Source organism: Mammaliicoccus fleurettii (genome assembly GCF_003970575.1).
Classification (GTDB): domain Bacteria; phylum Bacillota; class Bacilli; order Staphylococcales; family Staphylococcaceae; genus Mammaliicoccus; species Mammaliicoccus fleurettii.
In genome coordinates this window covers 17,732-37,432 of sequence record NZ_RXWZ01000134.1, presented here as the reverse complement: position 1 = coordinate 37,432, position 19,701 = coordinate 17,732, and the positions used below count along the sequence as shown (strand labels likewise).

Annotated in this window: 18 protein-coding genes; all 18 read left to right on the top strand. The window is 32.6% G+C overall.

Features of this window, described 5'->3' with window-relative positions:
• Positions 1–15: 15 nt before the first annotated feature.
• The 18 genes from sucD to CD129_RS09730 all read left to right on the top strand — a co-directional run bounded on the left by sucD (position 16) and on the right by CD129_RS09730 (position 19,657).
• The gene (gene sucD, locus CD129_RS09815; RefSeq protein ID WP_078356137.1) at positions 16–924 is read left to right on the top strand and encodes a succinate--CoA ligase subunit alpha; all 909 of its coding nucleotides are present in this window, start codon (positions 16–18) and stop codon (positions 922–924) included.
• A 178-nt stretch (positions 925–1,102) separates the two neighbouring features.
• Positions 1,103–2,005 (top strand): nuclease-related domain-containing protein, encoded by a 903-nt coding sequence (locus tag CD129_RS09810; protein WP_115337535.1) that lies wholly within the window; start codon positions 1,103–1,105, stop codon positions 2,003–2,005.
• Between the two features lie 268 nt (positions 2,006–2,273).
• A complete protein-coding gene (gene dprA / locus CD129_RS09805; protein ID WP_115337534.1) occupies positions 2,274–3,173 on the top strand; it encodes a DNA-processing protein DprA in 900 nt (299 codons plus the stop codon).
• Between the two features lie 79 nt (positions 3,174–3,252).
• The gene (gene topA / locus CD129_RS09800) at positions 3,253–5,325 is read left to right on the top strand and encodes a type I DNA topoisomerase (RefSeq protein WP_078356140.1); all 2,073 of its coding nucleotides are present in this window, start codon (positions 3,253–3,255) and stop codon (positions 5,323–5,325) included.
• 184 nt (positions 5,326–5,509) lie between these two features.
• Positions 5,510–6,811, top strand: a complete 1,302-nt coding sequence (gene trmFO, locus CD129_RS09795) for an FADH(2)-oxidizing methylenetetrahydrofolate--tRNA-(uracil(54)-C(5))-methyltransferase TrmFO (RefSeq protein WP_115337533.1) — start codon at positions 5,510–5,512, stop codon at positions 6,809–6,811.
• A 64-nt stretch (positions 6,812–6,875) separates the two neighbouring features.
• The gene (gene xerC / locus CD129_RS09790; RefSeq protein WP_107509531.1) at positions 6,876–7,754 is read left to right on the top strand and encodes a tyrosine recombinase XerC; all 879 of its coding nucleotides are present in this window, start codon (positions 6,876–6,878) and stop codon (positions 7,752–7,754) included.
• 13 nt (positions 7,755–7,767) lie between these two features.
• Positions 7,768–8,310 (top strand): ATP-dependent protease subunit HslV, encoded by a 543-nt coding sequence (gene hslV / locus CD129_RS09785; protein ID WP_037560086.1) that lies wholly within the window; start codon positions 7,768–7,770, stop codon positions 8,308–8,310.
• Between the two features lie 36 nt (positions 8,311–8,346).
• A complete protein-coding gene (gene hslU / locus CD129_RS09780; RefSeq protein WP_411815039.1) occupies positions 8,347–9,729 on the top strand; it encodes an ATP-dependent protease ATPase subunit HslU in 1,383 nt (460 codons plus the stop codon).
• Positions 9,730–9,747: 18 nt separating this feature from the next.
• Positions 9,748–10,521 (top strand): GTP-sensing pleiotropic transcriptional regulator CodY, encoded by a 774-nt coding sequence (codY, locus tag CD129_RS09775; RefSeq protein ID WP_078356143.1) that lies wholly within the window; start codon positions 9,748–9,750, stop codon positions 10,519–10,521.
• A gap of 156 nt (positions 10,522–10,677) precedes the next feature.
• Positions 10,678–11,454, top strand: a complete 777-nt coding sequence (rpsB, locus tag CD129_RS09770) for a 30S ribosomal protein S2 (protein ID WP_078356144.1) — start codon at positions 10,678–10,680, stop codon at positions 11,452–11,454.
• A 93-nt stretch (positions 11,455–11,547) separates the two neighbouring features.
• Positions 11,548–12,435 carry a translation elongation factor Ts gene (gene tsf / locus CD129_RS09765; protein ID WP_174221880.1) on the top strand — a complete coding sequence of 296 codons (888 nt, stop codon included), beginning with the start codon at positions 11,548–11,550 and terminating at the stop codon, positions 12,433–12,435.
• An 84-nt stretch (positions 12,436–12,519) separates the two neighbouring features.
• The gene (pyrH, locus tag CD129_RS09760) at positions 12,520–13,242 is read left to right on the top strand and encodes a UMP kinase (RefSeq protein ID WP_078356146.1); all 723 of its coding nucleotides are present in this window, start codon (positions 12,520–12,522) and stop codon (positions 13,240–13,242) included.
• A 17-nt stretch (positions 13,243–13,259) separates the two neighbouring features.
• Positions 13,260–13,814 carry a ribosome recycling factor gene (gene frr, locus CD129_RS09755; RefSeq protein ID WP_078356147.1) on the top strand — a complete coding sequence of 185 codons (555 nt, stop codon included), beginning with the start codon at positions 13,260–13,262 and terminating at the stop codon, positions 13,812–13,814.
• A 140-nt stretch (positions 13,815–13,954) separates the two neighbouring features.
• Positions 13,955–14,707 (top strand): isoprenyl transferase, encoded by a 753-nt coding sequence (locus CD129_RS09750; protein WP_078356148.1) that lies wholly within the window; start codon positions 13,955–13,957, stop codon positions 14,705–14,707.
• Between the two features lie 11 nt (positions 14,708–14,718).
• On the top strand, positions 14,719–15,501 hold the full coding sequence (locus tag CD129_RS09745) for a phosphatidate cytidylyltransferase (protein ID WP_078356149.1): 783 nt from the start codon (positions 14,719–14,721) through the stop codon (positions 15,499–15,501).
• Between the two features lie 15 nt (positions 15,502–15,516).
• Positions 15,517–16,647, top strand: coding sequence for a 1-deoxy-D-xylulose-5-phosphate reductoisomerase (gene dxr / locus CD129_RS09740; RefSeq protein ID WP_115337531.1), 1,131 nt, complete (start codon positions 15,517–15,519; stop codon positions 16,645–16,647).
• Positions 16,648–16,649: 2 nt separating this feature from the next.
• Positions 16,650–17,936, top strand: a complete 1,287-nt coding sequence (gene rseP, locus CD129_RS09735; RefSeq protein ID WP_078356151.1) for an RIP metalloprotease RseP — start codon at positions 16,650–16,652, stop codon at positions 17,934–17,936.
• A gap of 17 nt (positions 17,937–17,953) precedes the next feature.
• On the top strand, positions 17,954–19,657 hold the full coding sequence (locus tag CD129_RS09730) for a proline--tRNA ligase (RefSeq protein WP_115337530.1): 1,704 nt from the start codon (positions 17,954–17,956) through the stop codon (positions 19,655–19,657).
• Positions 19,658–19,701: the final 44 nt, after the last annotated feature.

Here is a 19,701-nt window from a genome sequence, read left to right as displayed (position 1 = left end):
AAGGCGGAGAGTTACGTGAGTGTATACATCGATAAAAATACAAAAGTATTAGTTCAAGGTATTACTGGTGCAACAGCACTTTTCCATACGAAACAAATGCTAGATTATGGTACTCAAATCGTTGCTGGGGTAACACCTGGTAAAGGTGGCCAAGTAGTTGAAGGCGTACCAGTATTCAATACAATAGAAGAAGCAGTTGCAGAAACTGGCGCTACTGTATCAGTAATATATGTTCCAGCTCCATTTGCAGCAGATGCAATTGTTGAATGTGCAGACGCTGAATTAGATTTAGCGATTTGTATAACTGAACATATTCCAGTTATTGATATGATAAAAGTTAAGAGATATTTAGAAGGCAAAAAAACGCGTTTAGTAGGACCAAACTGTCCAGGTGTTATTACAGCTGACGAATGTAAAATTGGTATTATGCCAGGCTACATTCACAAAAAAGGTCATGTAGGTGTAGTATCACGTTCTGGTACTTTAACTTATGAAGCAGTACATCAATTAACTCAAGCTGGTATCGGTCAAACGACAGCAGTAGGTATTGGTGGCGACCCTGTAAACGGTACAGACTTTATTGATGTATTAAAAGCATTCAATGAAGATGACGACACATATGCTGTTGTTATGATTGGTGAAATTGGCGGTACAGCAGAAGAAGAAGCTGCTGAATGGATCAAAGCTAATATGACTAAACCTGTTGTTGGTTTCATCGGTGGTCAAACAGCACCTCCAGGAAAACGTATGGGTCATGCTGGTGCGATTATTTCAGGCGGTAAAGGTACTGCATCTGAAAAAATCAAAACACTTAATGACTGTGGCGTAGATACTGCAGATACACCATCTGTTATTGCTGAAACATTAATCAACCGTATTAAAAAAGAAGACGGTTTATATGAAAAATGTTTAACAATCAAATAATTTAGTTTATAAGAATAAGTGCAGTGTTTTTACGAGTAGTAAACACTGTGCTTATTTGGTGTTTTAATTTTGAGAGGAAAGGGACAATTAATTTGTCTCTCACCTCTTATTTTTTATGGACTAAATTAAATTCATATAATATAATATATGTAAAATATTTACAAAATAGGAGTGAAAGATGAATTTTAACTCAGATTTTTTATATTACAATGCTTTACAATCAAGATTTGAAGCTAATAATAGCAACTATGAAATAATAAATAAGATACATGGTTATGAAGGTGAACGTATTGTTGATAACCATTTAAAACTTCATGGAGATATCGTTTATAAGCATAATCTTGAATTTATAGCTACGAATCCATTCCAAATTGACTTTTTAATAGTACATAATAATCAAATTAGTATTTTAGAAGTAAAACATTATTACGGGGACTTTGAATTTTTTGATCAATATATACAAAGTGCTCATCATAATCGTTATCCCTCACCGTTTATACAACTAAAAAAAGGAAAAATAAATCTCCAACAAATTCTTCTCGAATTAGATATTAATCTTCCAATAAATGAATATTTAATATTCTCAAATTCAACATTTACAGCAAAATCTTCAATTCCAAAACGCTCACAAGTACTTTTGAAATCAGAATTTCATAAATTCCCAAAATTATTTCAATCAAAACAGATTACTAGGGACAAGTTGATTCTTAAGCAAATCATGCAAAAACAACAATTTTTTTCACATAAATTTAAACAGAGAATTAAACTTGATTTTTCACTTATAAAGAAAGGTATTAAATGTCCAAATTGCAAAAAGCTTTATACTATTTCAATTGAAAAAAATAAGAAGTATACGATATGCATACAATGCAAGAATACTTTCAAACGAAGGACGGTTTATTATTTCAACATAATGGAATTAGCAGTTATAAAAGGGGAAGAAGGGTTTACCTTACAAGAGGCAATTCAATGGTGTGAAGCAGAAAATGTATATTCAGTAAGGAGGATATGTAATGAGTATTTAGAATGTGAAGGACAAAGATATAAGAGATATTATTTAAAAAACATAGAAAGAAGTTAGAGGGAGAGTTGATAACGAGGAAGAAATAGTAAACAAGTACGTTAGAAATTCTAACGAGCAAGACTCACAAAATAAGCACGTTAGGGCACAAATTAAGGTTTTAAAAGTGAAGGATCACACAAAAAAGCTATAAAAATCAGCTCTAACGAGCAAGAAATAGTAAACAAGCACGTTAGAAATTCTAACGTGCAAGACTCATAAAACAAGCTCGTTAACACTTTCTTCTTCTAACAATTATTAAATTAACATTGTAAGGAGCATAACTATTATGAATAATTATCAACAAACGATTTTGAAACTAATTTATGCAGGTTACACGACAAATCATATTCATAAAATGCTTCGATATGATTCAACCTTAAGTTTTGTAGCTTATCGAAGAGAGTTTTCAAATTTTATTTATAAAAGTGGATTAAATTATAACAATATGTTAGAAATGTATACTAAATATGTGAGTAGCGATATTGATAAAATTCTCAAAGCAATGCATATAAGAAACATTAAATTATTATTTAGTGATGATGAAAATTATCCAAGGCTATTGAAAGAAATTTATGATTATCCTTTAGTTTTATTTGGCATCGGTGATATGTCAATATTGAATAATGAGAAGAAATTAGCTATAGTCGGTTCAAGGAAGGCTACAACTTATTCTGAACAAATATGTAATGCTATTATTCCAAAGCTAATAAATACAAAAATAGCAATTGTCTCTGGTATGGCTATGGGTGCAGATTATTTTGCGCACTTAAAAACAATTGAATATGGTGGTCAAACAATAGGTGTTGCTGCTTTTGGTTTAGATTATCATTATCCAAACGCTACAAAATATATAAATGAATTAATGAGAAAATATCATCTTGTTATATCTGAGTATTACCCGACTACAAAAGTTCAAAAGTGGCGTTTTCCAGAAAGGAATCGTCTTATAAGTGGATTGTCTCAAGGTGTACTTGTTACAGAAGCTGATGAACGTAGTGGATCTTTAATAACAATCGATTTAGCTTTGGAACAAAATCGAAATGTTTATTGTTGCCCGGGGACGATTTTTCAGACGTTAAGTAAGGGTGGTAATAACAGAATTAAAGAAGGTGCAAAGCTTGTACAAAATGCTCAAGATATTATAGAAGATTATTGTACATTTAGTGAACAAAAACTAATTTTATAAAATGTTTTAATTGACAAAGCTGAATTTATCAGTTTATCATTTACACTTGTAATCAATAGAAAAGCAAGGGGGACTTACTTTGGCAGAAAATCTTGTCATTGTTGAATCGCCTGCAAAAGCAAAAACCATTGAAAAATATTTAGGAAAAAAATATAAAGTCGTTGCATCTATGGGGCATGTAAGAGATTTACCTCGTAGTCAAATGGGCGTTGATGTTGAAAATAATTATGAACCTAGATATATAACTATTCGCGGTAAAGGACCAGTCGTCAAAGATTTAAAACGTTATGCTAAAAAAGCAAAGAACGTTTATCTTGCAAGTGACCCGGACCGTGAAGGCGAAGCGATTGCGTGGCATTTAGCACATATATTAGATATAGATAAAAATGAAAAATCAAGAGTAGTATTTAATGAAATTACAAAAGATGCAGTAAAAGATAGTTTTAAGCATCCTAGAGAAATCGAGCATGAATTAGTAGATGCTCAACAAGCACGTCGAATTTTAGATAGATTAGTTGGTTATAATATTTCTCCTGTTTTATGGAAAAAAGTTAAAAAAGGTTTATCAGCTGGTCGTGTACAATCTGTAGCATTAAGACTAGTTATAGATCGTGAAAATGAAATTAATAATTTCAAGCCTGAAGAGTATTGGACAATTGAAGGTTTATTTAAACATAAAACAAAATCATTTAGTGCGAAGTTTTTACATGAAAAAAGTAAACCAGTTAAATTAAAAACTGAAAATGATGTTAAAAAAATAACAACTCAATTAGATGGAGATAAATTCGAAGTCACTCAAGTAACTAAAAAAGAAAAACTGAGATATCCAGCTAAATCATTTACCACTTCTTCTTTACAACAAGAAGCTTCTCGTAAATTGAATTTTAAAGCGAGAAAAACAATGATGCTTGCACAACAATTATACGAAGGTATCGATTTGAAACGCCAAGGTACAGTTGGTTTAATTACTTATATGAGAACAGACTCTACACGTATTGCTGACAGTGCAAAAGCAGAAGCTGCGACATTTATTGAGAATCAATATGGTAAAGAATATTTATCAAAATCAAAAGAAACAAAAGGTAAACAAGGCGCACAAGATGCCCACGAAGCTGTGAGACCAACAGGCGTTGAACGTACTCCTGATCAAATGAAAGCATTCTTATCTAGAGATCAATATCGTTTGTATAAATTGATTTGGGAACGTTTCATGGCTAGTCAAATGGCTCCAGCAATCGCAGATACTGTTGCAGCTGATATTACGCAAGGTGATTTGAAATTCAGAGCAAATGGTCAAACTATCAAATTTAAAGGTTTCATGAAAGTTTATGTTGAAACTAAAGATGATACGGATGAAGAAAAAGAAGGCAAGTTACCACCGTTAGAAAAAGGTGACCTTGTAACTGCTGAGAAAATTGATCCAAAACAGCACTTTACTCAACCACCACCTCGATACACTGAGGCACGTTTAGTTAAGACTTTAGAAGAACTTAAAATTGGTAGACCGTCGACTTATGCACCAACAATCGACACAATACAAAAGAGAAATTATGTAAAAGTCGATCAAAAAAGATTTGTTCCAACTGAACTAGGAGAAATCGTTCATGAATCTGTTAAAGAGTACTTCCCTGAAATCATAGATGTAGACTTTACTGTTAATATGGAAACACTTCTAGATAAAGTAGCTGATGGTGAAATTGAGTGGAAGAAAGTAATAGATATGTTTTATGAGAATTTCAAAATAGATGTAGCTAGAGCAGAAGAAGAAATGGAAAAAATCGAAATTAAAGATGAACCAGCTGGTGAAGATTGTGAATTATGTGGTTCTCCAATGGTTTATAAAATGGGCCGATATGGTAAGTTTATGGCATGTTCCAACTTCCCAGATTGTAGAAATACAAAAGCAATCATTAAAACAATCGGCGTGAAGTGCCCTAAATGTAAAGAGGGCGAAGTTGTAGAACGTAAATCTAAAAAAAATAGAATATTCTTCGGTTGTTCTAGATATCCTGAATGTGATTACACATCATGGGATAAACCGTTAGATCGTTCATGTCCTAAATGTGAAACTGTATTAGTTGAGCGTAAAAAAGGAAAGTCAGCTCAAGTAGTGTGTCCAAATTGTGATTATAAAGAACAAGAACAAAAATAGAAATATAAAGTGCAAAAAGTTATTTTTAAGGATAACTTTTTGCACTTGTTTTTTGTTTTAATGATTTAAAGGTAAAACGTCACTAAATTTTAAAAATTATTATTACTTTATCATTTGATTAAATTCAGATTTGTTATACAATTCAATGTGGAGCAAAAATTGGAAAATCAAGGAGGCATATAAAATGACTTCAATTAACGTTATAGGAGCTGGGTTGGCTGGTTCCGAAGCGGCTCATCAAATAGCCAAGAGGGGAATACATGTTAATTTATATGAGATGAGACCGGTTAAGCAAACACCTGCACATCATACAGATCAATTCGCTGAACTAGTATGTTCGAATTCTCTACGTGGTAATCAGTTAACAAATGCAGTAGGTGTTTTAAAAGAAGAAATGAGACAACTTGATTCACTTATTATCAAAGCTGCAGATAATGCTCGTGTTCCTGCGGGAGGGGCACTTGCAGTAGATAGACATGATTTTGCAGGATACATTACAGATACATTAAAAAATCATTCTAATATAACTGTGAAAAACGAAGAAATTACTGAGATACCAGAAGGTCCAACAATAATTGCAACTGGTCCTTTAACAACAGAAAGTTTAACGAAGCAAATTATGGATATAACTGGTGAGGAGCAATTGTATTTTTATGATGCAGCTGCACCAATTATTGATAAAGAATCAATCAATATGGATAAAGTGTATTTGAAATCACGTTATGATAAAGGTGATGCAGCTTACTTAAATTGTCCTATGACAGAAGAAGAATTTGATACATTTTATAATGCTTTAATTAAAGCAGATGTTGTTCCTTTAAAAGAATTTGAAAAAGAAATTTATTTTGAAGGATGTATGCCTTTTGAAGTGATGGCTGAAAGAGGGAAGAAAACTTTATTATTTGGTCCAATGAAGCCTGTAGGTTTAGAAGATCCGAAAACTGGTAAAAGACCATATGCAGTTGTTCAATTGAGACAAGATGACGCTGCAGGTACTTTATATAATATTGTAGGTTTCCAAACTCATTTAAAATGGGGTGCTCAAAAAGAAGTTATTTCATTAATTCCAGGATTAGAAAATGTAGATATCGTGCGTTATGGTGTTATGCACAGAAATACATTCATTAATTCACCAAACGCTTTAAAAGAAACATATCAATTAAACTCTAGAAATGATTTATTCTTTGCAGGACAGATGACAGGTGTTGAAGGGTATGTAGAAAGTGCAGCAAGTGGATTAATTGCGGGTATTAATGCGAGTAAATTAGTTTCTGATTTAGAGCCTATTAAATTCCCAAGAGAAACTATTATTGGAAGTATGGCGTATTATATAACACATGCTAATAAGAAAAATTTCCAGCCTATGAATGCGAACTTTGGATTATTACCTTCATTAGAAAAACGAATTAAAGATAAAAAAGTACGTTACGAGACATTAGCTAATCGCGCTCTTAAGCACTTAAACTCATTTAAAGTAATGCTATAGTAAATATTTTAAGATTTATTATAATTGTGATACAATTCAGATAAATTGGGAGGAATAAGTAATGATGCATACAATTGAACAGCAGTTTATTGATATGCTAACGTATGAAAAGCAATTTTCTAATCATACTTTAAATGCATATCAGCTAGATTTAAACGAGTTTAACGCATTTTTACAATCCGAACATTTATCTTTAGATTCTTTTGAGTATAAAGATGCAAGGAGATACCTTGCTTTTTTATATGATAAGGGACATAAGCGAACAAGTGTATCACGAAAAATTTCGACACTAAGATCTTTATACCAATATTGGATGAGCGTAGATGGTGAAATACAAAATCCATTTGTTCAGCTCGTACATCCTAAAAAAGAACATCATTTACCAAGTTTTTTCTATGAAGAAGAAATGGAAAAGCTATTTAAAACGTTAGATGATGGTAAGAAAACAAATATTAGAGATAGAGTAATTTTAGAGTTGCTATATGCAACAGGCATACGTGTGTCGGAGTTAGTGCATATAAAGATAAATGATATAGACTTAAATTATTCATTTGTAAAAGTTTTAGGAAAAGGAAATAAAGAACGTATTGTTCCTTTTGGTGAATATTGTCAAAGTGCTATTACGGATTATCTTGAAAGCTTCAGAAATCAATTAAATATTGATCATGACTATTTAATTGTAAATATGAGAGGTCAAGCGATTACTGAACGTGGTGTGCGCTATGCACTAAATGAAATAGTGAAGCGAACTCAAGGGGTATATCATATTCATCCTCATAAATTGAGACATACATTTGCTACACATTTATTAAATCAAGGTGCTGATATGAGAAGTGTTCAAAGTTTATTAGGACATGAAAGTTTATCGACGACTAGTCAATATACACACGTAACGAAAGATCAGTTAAGAAAAGTATATCTATCTGCACATCCACGTGCGTAAAGGAGAATTTATAATGAGTTCATCATTACATGCAACAACAATTTTTGCTATTAGACATAATGGACATTCTGCAATGGCAGGTGATGGCCAAGTTACATTAGGTGAACAAGTCATCATGAAACAAACTGCAAGAAAAGTTAGAAGACTGTATCATGATAAAGTAGTCGCTGGCTTTGCTGGTAGTGTTGCAGATGCTTTTACATTATTTGAAAAGTTCGAAGTCAAATTACAAGAATACAGTGGGAATTTGACGAGAGCTGCTGTAGAGCTTGCTCAAGAATGGCGAGGAGATAAAATGCTACGCCAACTTGAAGCGATGTTAATCGTTATGAATGAGACAGATTTATTAGTTGTAAGTGGTACAGGCGAAGTTATCGAACCAGATGATGGTATAATCGCTATTGGTTCTGGCGGTAACTATGCATTAAGTGCTGGAAGAGCGCTTAAGTCATATGCACCACATTTATCAGCTAAAGAGATAGCGGAAGCTTCATTGAATACTGCTGCAGATATTTGTGTGTTTACAAATCATGAAATAAAAGTAGAAGAAATATAAATGGAGGGTTTAAGGTTGTCACAAAATCAATTGAAAATGACACCGCACGACATTGTTGATCGATTAAATGATCATATCATTGGTCAACAAGATGCAAAACGTAAAGTTGCTATTGCACTAAGAAACCGTTATAGACGTAGTTTGTTAGACGATCAACTAAGAAGTGAAATTATACCTAAAAATATTCTTATGATTGGCCCTACTGGTGTAGGTAAGACTGAAATAGCTAGAAGAATGGCTAAGTTAGTTGGAGCACCGTTTGTAAAAGTCGAAGCTACGAAATTTACTGAAGTAGGTTACGTAGGACGCGATGTTGAAAGTATGATTCGAGATTTAGTTGAAGTAGGTCGTCGTATAGTCAAAGAGGAAAAGAAAAAAGAAGTACATGATGACGCTACTAAGAAAGCGAATGAAAAATTAATTAAATTACTTGTACCAAGTATGAAGAAAAAAGCACAAAGTAATGGTAACAACCCACTTGAATCTTTATTTGGCGGCCAATTTCCAAACTTTAACCAACAAGAAGAAGTTGAAGAAGCACCAACTGAAGAAATTAAAACGAAACGTGAAGATATAAAGAATCAATTATCTAACGGTGAATTAGAAGAAGAAATTGTTAAAATCAAAGTAGAACAAGAGCAACAATCTTTAGGCATGATGGGCATGGAAAATAATCCACAAATGCAAGATATGTTAAGTCAAATGATGCCTAAGAAAAAAATAGAACGTAAACTACCAGTTAAAACTGCAAGAAAAATTTTAACTGATGAAATTGCTAACGAATTAATTGATCAAGAATCAGTAAATGAAGAAGCCATCCAGTTAACTGAACAAATGGGCATGGTGTTTATTGATGAAATAGACAAAATAGCAGTTAGTAATAATAATGGTGGGCAAGATGTTTCAAGACAAGGCGTTCAAAGGGATATTCTTCCTATAGTAGAAGGTAGCGTAGTACAAACAAAATATGGTTCTATCAATACAGAGCATATTTTATTTATTGGGGCTGGGGCATTCCATATGTCTAAACCTAGTGATTTAATACCTGAACTACAAGGTAGATTTCCAATTCGTGTTGAATTAGACAGTTTGACTACTGAAGATTTTGTTAAAATTTTAAAAGAACCAAAACAATCATTACTTGAACAGTACAAAGCGATGTTACAAACTGAATTAGTAACAATCAACTTTACTGATGAAGCTATCAATAGATTAGCTGAAATTGCTTTTCAAGTGAACCAAGAAACAGATAATATTGGCGCAAGAAGACTGCATACAATACTTGAAAAAATGTTAGAAGATCTTTCTTTCGAAGCTTCAAATATGCCAAATGCAGTAGTAGATATTACACCAGAATACGTTAATCAAAAATTAGAATCGATTGCAACAAATAAAGATTTAAGTGCATTTATTCTATAAAAAAGGAGGAAAAATTAAATGAGTTTATTAACAAAAACAAGAGAATTAAATACATTACTACAAAAGCATAAAGGTATTGCTGTAGATTTTAAAGATATGGCAAAAACTATAAGTGATGTAACAGTTACAAATGTATTTATTGTGTCAAGAAGAGGTAAAATTCTAGGTTCAAGCTTAAATGAATTATTAAGTAACGAGCGTATTATTAAAATGTTAGAAGACAGACACATACCTAAAGAATATACTGATCAATTAATGCATGTTGAACAAACAATGTCTAACATTGATATTGAGAACGTTCTAACTGTATTTCCACCAGAAAACAAAGAACTATTCGTAGATAGCCAAACAACAATCTTCCCTATTTTAGGTGGCGGTGAACGTTTAGGAACATTAGTAGTTGGTCGTGTTTCTCAAGACTTTAATGACAATGACCTTGTTCTTGGTGAATATGCAGCAACTGTAATCGGAATGGAAATTTTAAGAGAAAAACATAACGAAATTGAACAAGAAGCAAGAGATAAAGCAGCTATTACTATGGCAATTAATTCACTTTCTTATTCAGAAAGAGAAGCAATTGAACATATCTTCGAAGAACTTGGTGCACCTGAAGGTTTATTAGTAGCTTCAAAAGTTGCTGATAGAGTTGGTATTACAAGATCTGTAATAGTAAATGCATTAAGAAAATTAGAAAGTGCTGGCGTTATTGAATCACGTTCTTTAGGGATGAAAGGTACATTCATTCGAATCAAAAAAGAACGTTTCTTAGATGAATTAGGTTTAAATAAATAAAATACTTGATGAACAGTATAAGATGTGATATATTTAACAACGGCTATAAAAGCCAAATTCACACATATTCACGTAAATTATAGAGTGGTGCAACATATCATGTTGTTTCTATAAAAAGTGTATATGGCGGAATAAAACCAATTAGGAGGAATTATCATGGCAGTTATCTCAATGAAACAATTGCTTGAAGCAGGTGTTCACTTCGGTCACCAAACACGCCGTTGGAACCCAAAAATGAAAAAATATATTTTCACAGAAAGAAACGGTATCTATATTATCGACTTACAAAAAACAGTTAAAAAAGTTGACGAAGCATACAACTTTATTAAATCTGTTTCAGAAGAAGGCGGTAAAGTATTATTCGTAGGTACTAAAAAACAAGCACAAGAGTCAGTTAAAGAAGAAGCTGAACGTGCTGGACATTACTACATTAACCAAAGATGGTTAGGTGGTATCTTAACTAACTACAAAACAATTTCTAAACGTGTAAAACGTATTTCTGAAATCGAAAAAATGGAAGAAGACGGTACATTTGATGTACTACCTAAAAAAGAAGTTGTAGAACTTAAAAAAGAATACAACCGTTTAATCAAATTCTTAGGCGGTATTCGTGATATGAAATCAATGCCTCAAGCATTATTCGTAGTTGACCCTCGTAAAGAGCGTAACGCGATTGCTGAAGCACGTAAATTACACATTCCAATCGTTGGTATTGTTGATACAAACTGTGATCCAGATGAAATCGATTATGTTATCCCTGCAAACGATGATGCTATTCGTGCTGTTAAATTGTTAACTGGTAAAATGGCTGACGCTATTTTAGAAGGTCAACAAGGCGTTTCAAATGAAGATGTAGCTGAAGAGCAAAACATCGACTTAAAAGAAACAGAACAAGCACCTAAAGAAGAATCAACTGAAACTACTGAAGCATAATTTCAAAAAGGTGATAAGGTTCTATAACTTATCACCTTTTTTTAGAAAGATTTACTATAAACAACTTATTACTTATATAAATGGAGGAATTAGATTATGGCTATTTCAGCTAAACTTGTCAAAGAACTACGTGAAAAAACTGGCGCAGGTATGATGGACTGTAAAAAAGCTTTAACAGAAACTGATGGTGACATCGACAAAGCGGTAGATTACTTACGTGAAAAAGGTATTGCTAAAGCTGCTAAAAAAGCAGACCGTATTGCTGCTGAAGGTACAACTTATGTTGCTTCTAAAGGTAACGATGCTGTAATTCTTGAATTAAACGCAGAAACAGATTTCGTTGCTCGTAACGAAGGTTTCCAAAACTTAGTTAAAGAAATGGCAGATCATATTCTTGAAGTTAAACCAGCTGATGTTGAAGAATTAAATGCTTCTAAATTAGCAAATGGACAAACTGTTGACGAAAGAATGAACGAAGCAATTTCTACTATTGGTGAAAAATTAACATTACGTAGATTCACTTTAAAAACTAAAACTGACAACGATTCATTCGGTGAGTACTTACACATGGCTGGACGTATCGGTGTGTTAACTGTTGTTGAAGGTTCAACTAATGCTGATGCAGCTAAAGACGTTGCTATGCACATTGCTGCATTAAATCCTAAATTTGTTTCTCGTGACCAAGTTTCAGAAGAAGAATTAGCTCACGAAAAAGAAATTCTTAAACAACAAGCTTTAAATGAAGGTAAACCTGAAAATATCGTTGAAAAAATGGTTGAAGGTAGAATGCGTAAATATTTAGAAGAAATCTGTGCTGTAGACCAAGCATTCGTTAAAAATCCAGACCAAACTGTTGCTGAATTCTTAAAAACAGAAGGTGGCGTGCTTGTAGATTTCGTTCGTTACGAAGTTGGGGAAGGTATCGAGAAACGTTCTGATAACTTTGCTGATGAAGTAAAAGGACAAATGAAAGGCAACTAAGTTTGCTTTTTAGAAAGAAGACACGTCTTGTGTCTTCTTTCGTTATATATAAAGACCTAATTATAAGCATAGAGAGGGATCAAGATGACTAAGAATTCTAAATATAATCGCGTCGTTCTAAAACTAAGCGGAGAAGCTTTAGCCGGTGATTCAGGCTTTGGTATCAACCCAGTAGTGATAAAAAGTATAGCACAACAAGTGTCGGAAGTTGCTCAAATGGACTGTGAAGTTGCAGTTATCGTTGGTGGCGGAAACATTTGGAGAGGTAAAACAGGAAGCGATTTAGGTATGGATCGTGGTACTGCAGATTATATGGGCATGTTAGCCACAGTAATGAATGCTTTAGCATTACAAGATAGTTTAGAACAATTAGAATGTGATACTCGTGTATTAACTTCAATTGAAATGAAACAAGTTGCAGAACCATATATTAGAAGACGCGCAATTCGTCACTTAGAGAAAAATAGAGTGGTTATATTTGCAGCAGGAATTGGTAATCCATATTTCTCTACAGATACAACTGCAGCTTTAAGAGCAGCTGAAGTAGAAGCTGATGTTATCTTAATGGGTAAAAATAACGTAGATGGCGTTTATTCTGCTGACCCGAAAGTAGATCCTAATGCAGAAAAATATGAAAGATTAACATATATTCAAATGTTACAAGAAGGATTACAAGTAATGGATTCAACAGCTTCATCGTTCTGTATGGACAATGATATCCCACTTGTTGTATTCTCAATTATGGAAGAAGGAAATATTAAACGTGCTGTTCAAGGTGAAGAAATCGGTACGATTATTACAAAATAAACATGAGGTGTAATTCCATGGCAGATGTTATTCAAGAAACAAAGTCAAAAATGACAAAAACAATTGAAAGTTTTAGTAGAGATTTAGCTTCAATAAGAACTGGTCATGCAAATGCGAATCTTTTAGAAAGAGTTAATGTTGAGTATTATGGTGTACCAACACCAATTCAACAATTAGCTGGTATTTCTGTACCAGAAGCTCGTTTACTTGTCGTGCAACCTTACGATAAATCTTCAGTTGAAGATGTTCTTAAAGCGATTAATGCAGCAAATCTTGGTGTTAATCCAACAAGTGATGGTACAATCATTAGAATTTCAGTACCAGCATTAACAGAAGAACGTAGAAAAGAATTAGTGAAAGAAGCTAAAAAAGAAGCAGAAAGTGCTAAAGTAGCAATTCGTAACGTTCGTCGTGACTCAAATGAAGATTTGAAGAAACAAGAAAAGAATGGCGATATTACTGAAGATGACTTAAGAAGTCAAACAGATGAAGTTCAAGATATTACGAACGATTTCATCAAACAGATAGATGATTTAACTGCACAAAAAGAAAATGACATTTTGGAAGTTTAAAGATAAGAACTGTACCAAATCAGACTTTGGTACGGTTTTTTTCTTTATGTACACAGAACCGTTCTTTTTGTGATAAAATGTATTACGATATGTTTAATTAATTATACATATAAATTCGCGTTTGTTTGATGGAGGACGCTATGATAAAAAAGTTTATAAAGCAAAAACAACAAATAAATAATCAAGACATTGAATTAACAGTCCCTGAACATATAGCAATAATTATGGATGGTAACGGTAGATGGGCTAAGAATAGAAAAATGCCTCGAGTTAAAGGGCACTATGAGGGTATGCAAACAGTTAAAAAAATCACACGTAAAGCAAATGATTTAGGTGTGAAATATTTGACTCTATACGCTTTTTCTACGGAAAATTGGTCAAGACCAAAAGATGAAGTGAAATATTTAATGAAACTTCCTGTTGATTTCCTTAAAACGTTCTTGCCTGAACTCATCGAGAAAAATGTTAAAGTTACGACAATTGGTTTTACAGAGGCTTTGCCGAAGCATACTAAAAATGCTATTGAAGAAGCTATCGAAAAAACTAAAGATAATACAGGATTAAATCTTGTATTTGCATTGAATTATGGTGGTAGAGCTGAAATTCTAAATGCAGTTAAAGAACTTTATCATGAAGTCGAACAGGGTCATTTATCTATTGATGAAGTATGTGAAGATAATTTGAAAAAACATTTATTTACTTCTGATATACCAGATCCTGAATTGCTTATACGTACTTCAGGAGAAGAAAGATTGAGTAATTTCTTAATTTGGCAATCATCATATAGTGAATTTATCTTTACTAAAACATTGTGGCCAGATTTTGATGAACAATCTTTAATAGACTGTTTGAAAATTTATCAGTCGAGACAACGTAGATTTGGTGGGCTGTAAAGGAGATAAAAATGAAGACGAGAACAATATCTGCAATCGTTGCAATGGCTGTATTTCTTCCAATCGTAATATATGGGGGATTACCTGTCATCGCATTAGCGTATCTACTTGCGATTATTGCATTAAAAGAAATTTTAAATATGAATAATTTATCGATTGTTTCTATACCAGGTTTTTTGTCTGTTATTTCACTATGCATTATTTTATTACCTCAAGAACTGATTAATAACGATATACGTATACAGTTACAATTATTAATCATTATGAGTTTCTTAATGTTGAGTTATACAGTCATGTCTAAAAATAGATTTAACTTCATGGATGCATCTTTTTGCGTTATGTCAGTTACATATATTGGTATAGGTTTTATGTATTTTTATGAAACGAGAGAACATGGCTTACAATTTATCTTATTTGCATTACTATTAGTGTGGTTAACTGATACTGGTGCATATATATTTGGTAGATTATTTGGTAAGCATAAATTATGGCCATTAATTAGTCCTAATAAGACGATAGAAGGTTTTATTGGTGGTATTTTCTCGAGCTTAATAGTAGCGGTTATTTTTGGACAATCATTTAATATGGATGTATCATTATGGTTATTAATTCCATTAACAATGCTATTAAGTATGTTTGGTCAATTAGGTGACCTTGTAGAATCAGGATTAAAAAGACATTTTGGTGTTAAAGATTCAGGGAATATAATGCCAGGACACGGTGGTATACTAGACAGGTTTGATAGTTTTATCTTTGTGTTACCATTGTTAAATCTTTTCTTATTTCAATTGTAAATTGGGGTGAAATCTATGAAGAATATTGCTATTTTAGGAGCAAGTGGGTCAGTGGGACAACAAGCATTAGATGTTATAAGAGAACACAACTCACAGTTTAATTTAGTGGCATTATCAGTAGGGAAAAATATTGCATATGCTCAAAATATAATAGAAGAATTTCATCCAGAGCTCGTATCTGTACAACATGAAGAAGACATGGATAAACTTAAACATCTAGATGTAGATCTCGTACATGGCGAAGAGGGATTATTAGCTGTTGCGACATATTCTAACGCTGATTTGCTATTGAATTCTATATTAGGAAGTATTGGATTACGACCTACTATGGCTGCAATTGATGCAGGTAAAGATATTGCTTTAGCTAATAAAGAAACATTAGTAGTCGCTGGTGAGCTTGTAATGGAAAAAGCTAAAGAAAAAAATGTAAAGATATTGCCCGTAGATTCTGAGCACTCAGCAATTTTTCAATGTTTAAATGGTGAACACCAAAAAGATATAAACAAGTTAATTATCACTGCTAGTGGAGGTTCATTTAGAGACTTAAAACGAGCAGATTTGAAAAATGTAACACTTGAAGATGCTTTAAATCATCCTAATTGGTCAATGGGTCAAAAAATTACGATTGATTCTGCAACTATGATGAATAAAGGATTAGAAGTGATTGAAGCTAAATGGTTATTTGATTTGAATATTGATCAAATTGAAACAGTTTTACATAAAGAGAGTATTATTCATTCTATGGTTGAATTTAACGACACAAGTGTAATTGCACAGTTAGGTACTCCAGATATGAGAACACCAATACAGTATGCATTTACATACCCAAAACGAGCATTTAGAGATGCTGAAAGACTCAAATTAGCTCAAATAGGACAATTGAACTTTAAGGAAATGGATTTTAATCGATTTAAATGTATACACTTTGCTTATGAAGCTATTAAAATTGGGGGCACGATGCCTGTTGTATTAAATGCTGTAAATGAAGTGGCGGTTCACAAATTTTTGAATAATGAAATATCATTTTTAAAAATTGAAGATATGATTGAGGAAGCAATGAAAGAACATGAAGTTATAGAGCATCCAGATTTAGAAACAATTCTAGAAATTGATGCAGCTTATAAATCTAAGGATTACGGGGTGTAAGCGTGATTTATACAATTTTAGCATTTATCTTTGTCTTTGGTCTTTTAGTTACTGTACATGAGTATGGACACATGTTTTTTGCAAAAAGAGCTGGTATTATGTGTCCGGAATTTGCTATAGGTATGGGGCCGAAAATTTACTCATATAAGAAAAATGAAACACTTTATACAATTAGATTACTGCCAGTTGGTGGATATGTCAGAATGGCAGGCGATGGTTTAGAACAAAATCCTTTAACACCTGGTATGCATATTGCAATTAAATTGAATGACCATAATGAAATAACACATGTAATTATGGATGATCAACATAAATTTCAACAAATTGAGCATTTAGAAATTAAAGATAGTGATTTTGAAGATGAAATCTACATCGAAGGCATTACTGCCAGTGATGATGAAAGACACCATTTCAAATTAGCGAGAGAGGCTTATTTTGTTCAAGGTGGAGACTTAATTCAAATCGCACCAAAGGATAGACAATTAATGTCTAAAAAGCCTTATCAAAGATTTCTTACTTTATTTGCAGGGCCACTGTTTAACTTTATTCTTGCACTTGTAATATTCGTAGGACTAGCTTATTGGAATGGCGTACCAACAAATGATCCAGTATTTGGAGATTTACAAGATGGTGCTCCAGCACAAACAGCAGGTATTAAAAAAGGCGATGAAATTAAATCAGTTGATGGTAAAAAAATAAATGAATTCACTGATATACAGCCTATTTTTAAAGAGAAGAAAACAGAACCCGTCGAAATAAAAGTGGATCGAGATGGAAAAGAAAAGACTTTCAAAGTTGCGGCTAAGAAAGATACACAAGAAGTAAGTAAAGGTAAATATGAAACAAGATACATTATTGGTGTAGCACAACCGACAGAACATACAGTATTTGGACCATTATTAGCTGGAATTGAAAAGACTATCGTAGCTGGTCAAGTAATCTTCCAAGCTGTACTAAGTTTAATTGGCAGTATCTTTACGGGTGGTTTCTCGTTTGATATGTTAAATGGTCCAGTTGGTATATATAGTAATGTTGATACAGTGGTGAAACAAGGTTTTGAAACATTAATGGGCTTCACTGCATTGTTAAGTGTGAATTTAGGTATTATGAATTTATTACCAATTCCAGCTTTAGATGGTGGTAGACTATTATTTGTAATTTATGAAATGATATTTAGAAGACCAATTAATAAGAAAGCAGAAATGGTTATGCTTTCAATTGGTGCTGTATTTTTAATATTTGTAATGATTATGGTTACATGGAATGATATTCAACGTTACTTCATGTAATTTATAGGAGGAAACTTATGAAACAGTCTAAAATATTTATACCAACATTAAGAGAAGTTCCTGCAGAAGCGGAATCTATTAGTCATAAACTTTTATTAAAGTCAGGTATGATTAAACAAAATGCGCGTGGTATTTATAGTTATTTACCAACAGCTAAGCGTGTACTTAATAAAATTGAACAAATCGTTCGTGAAGAAATGGAAGTCATTGATGGTGTTGAAGTATTAATGCCTGTATTACAACAAGCAGAATTATGGAAAGAATCAGGTAGATGGGATGCTTATGGTCCTGAACTAATGAGACTACAAGATCGTAACAAACGTGATTTTAGTCTTGGTCCTACTCATGAAGAAGTTGTGACTTCACTTGTACGAGATGAATTAAAATCATACAAACGATTACCAATAACATTATTCCAAATACAAACTAAATTTAGAGATGAGCAGCGTCCAAGATTCGGACTATTACGTGGCCGTGAATTTATTATGAAAGATGCGTATTCTTTCCATGCTGATGAATCTTCTTTAGATGAGACTTATCATGATATGTATAACGCTTATCATAAAATTTTCACAAGAGTTGGTTTGAACTTTAGACCTGTATTAGCAGACTCAGGTGCTATTGGTGGAGACCATACACATGAATTTATGGCGCTAGCAGAAATTGGTGAAGATACAATAGTTTATAGTGAAACGAGTGATTTTGCTGCAAATATAGAAAAAGCAGAAGTGGCTTATACTCCAAATCATGAACATACTTCTTTGAAAGATTTAGAAAAGATTGAAACGCCAAATGTTACAACAGCTCAAGCTTTAGCTGATTTCTTAAATGTAACAGTTGATAAAATTATTAAATCTATGATCATAAAAGTTGAAGATGAATATGTCATGATACTTATTAGAGGACATCATGAAGTAAATGATGTTAAATTAAAATCTTATTTCAAAACTGAAAATATCGAGATGGCTAATGATAATGAGATTGAAAATATTTTAAATGCAAAGCCTGGTAGTTTAGGACCTGTAAATGTAGATCAAATTAAGATATATGCTGATAATTTTGTTCAAGATATCAATAATTTAGCAGTTGGAGCAAATGATAATGGCTTCCATTATTTAAATGCTAATGTGGACAGAGATTTTAAAATTGAAGCATATGGCGATTTTAGATTTATTTTAGAAGGTGAAGCATTACCTGACAATTTAGGAAAAGCTAAATTTGCTGAAGGTATTGAAGTTGGACAAGTATTTAAACTTGGAACGAAATATTCTGAAAGTATGAATGCTACATTCTTAGATGAACAAGGAAAAGCGAAACCTTTAATTATGGGTTGCTATGGTGTTGGTATTTCAAGAACATTAGCAGCTGTTATAGAGCAACATCATGATGATAAAGGGATTATTTGGCCAAAAGCAATCTCGCCTTATGAAGTGCATTTAATTGCAATTAATCCTAAAAAAGATGATCAAAAAGAACTTGCAGAACAACTTTATAGTCAATTGAAAAATCAATATGACGTGTTATATGATGATCGTAAAGAAAGTGCTGGGGTTAAATTTAACGATGCAGATTTAATTGGCTTGCCAGTACGTGTTATGGTCGGTAAAAAAGCAGCTGAAGGAATCGTTGAGGTAAAATGTCGCGATAATTCAGAAAGTCAAGAAGTGCATATTGATGAATTAAATGATGTATTATCATCATTTTACAATGCAGTGAAATAGACTGATAAAAACAATTAATTCTGATATAATATAAGATATTTAAA

Excerpts from the sequence above, each read along its gene's own strand:
- codY (WP_078356143.1), top strand. The coding sequence starts at position 9,748 with ATGAGTTTATTAACAAAAACAAGAGAATTAAATACATTACTACAAAAG.
- CD129_RS09730 (WP_115337530.1), top strand. The coding sequence starts at position 17,954 with ATGAAACAGTCTAAAATATTTATACCAACATTAAGAGAAGTTCCTGCA.
- dprA (WP_115337534.1), top strand. The coding sequence starts at position 2,274 with ATGAATAATTATCAACAAACGATTTTGAAACTAATTTATGCAGGTTAC.
- dxr (WP_115337531.1), top strand. The coding sequence starts at position 15,517 with ATGAAGAATATTGCTATTTTAGGAGCAAGTGGGTCAGTGGGACAACAA.
- rpsB (WP_078356144.1), top strand. The coding sequence starts at position 10,678 with ATGGCAGTTATCTCAATGAAACAATTGCTTGAAGCAGGTGTTCACTTC.
- hslU (WP_411815039.1), top strand. The coding sequence starts at position 8,347 with ATGACACCGCACGACATTGTTGATCGATTAAATGATCATATCATTGGT.
- CD129_RS09745 (WP_078356149.1), top strand. The coding sequence starts at position 14,719 with ATGAAGACGAGAACAATATCTGCAATCGTTGCAATGGCTGTATTTCTT.
- xerC (WP_107509531.1), top strand. The coding sequence starts at position 6,876 with ATGCATACAATTGAACAGCAGTTTATTGATATGCTAACGTATGAAAAG.
- trmFO (WP_115337533.1), top strand. The coding sequence starts at position 5,510 with ATGACTTCAATTAACGTTATAGGAGCTGGGTTGGCTGGTTCCGAAGCG.
- pyrH (WP_078356146.1), top strand. The coding sequence starts at position 12,520 with ATGACTAAGAATTCTAAATATAATCGCGTCGTTCTAAAACTAAGCGGA.
- CD129_RS09810 (WP_115337535.1), top strand. The coding sequence starts at position 1,103 with ATGAATTTTAACTCAGATTTTTTATATTACAATGCTTTACAATCAAGA.
- frr (WP_078356147.1), top strand. The coding sequence starts at position 13,260 with ATGGCAGATGTTATTCAAGAAACAAAGTCAAAAATGACAAAAACAATT.
- CD129_RS09750 (WP_078356148.1), top strand. The coding sequence starts at position 13,955 with ATGATAAAAAAGTTTATAAAGCAAAAACAACAAATAAATAATCAAGAC.
- hslV (WP_037560086.1), top strand. The coding sequence starts at position 7,768 with ATGAGTTCATCATTACATGCAACAACAATTTTTGCTATTAGACATAAT.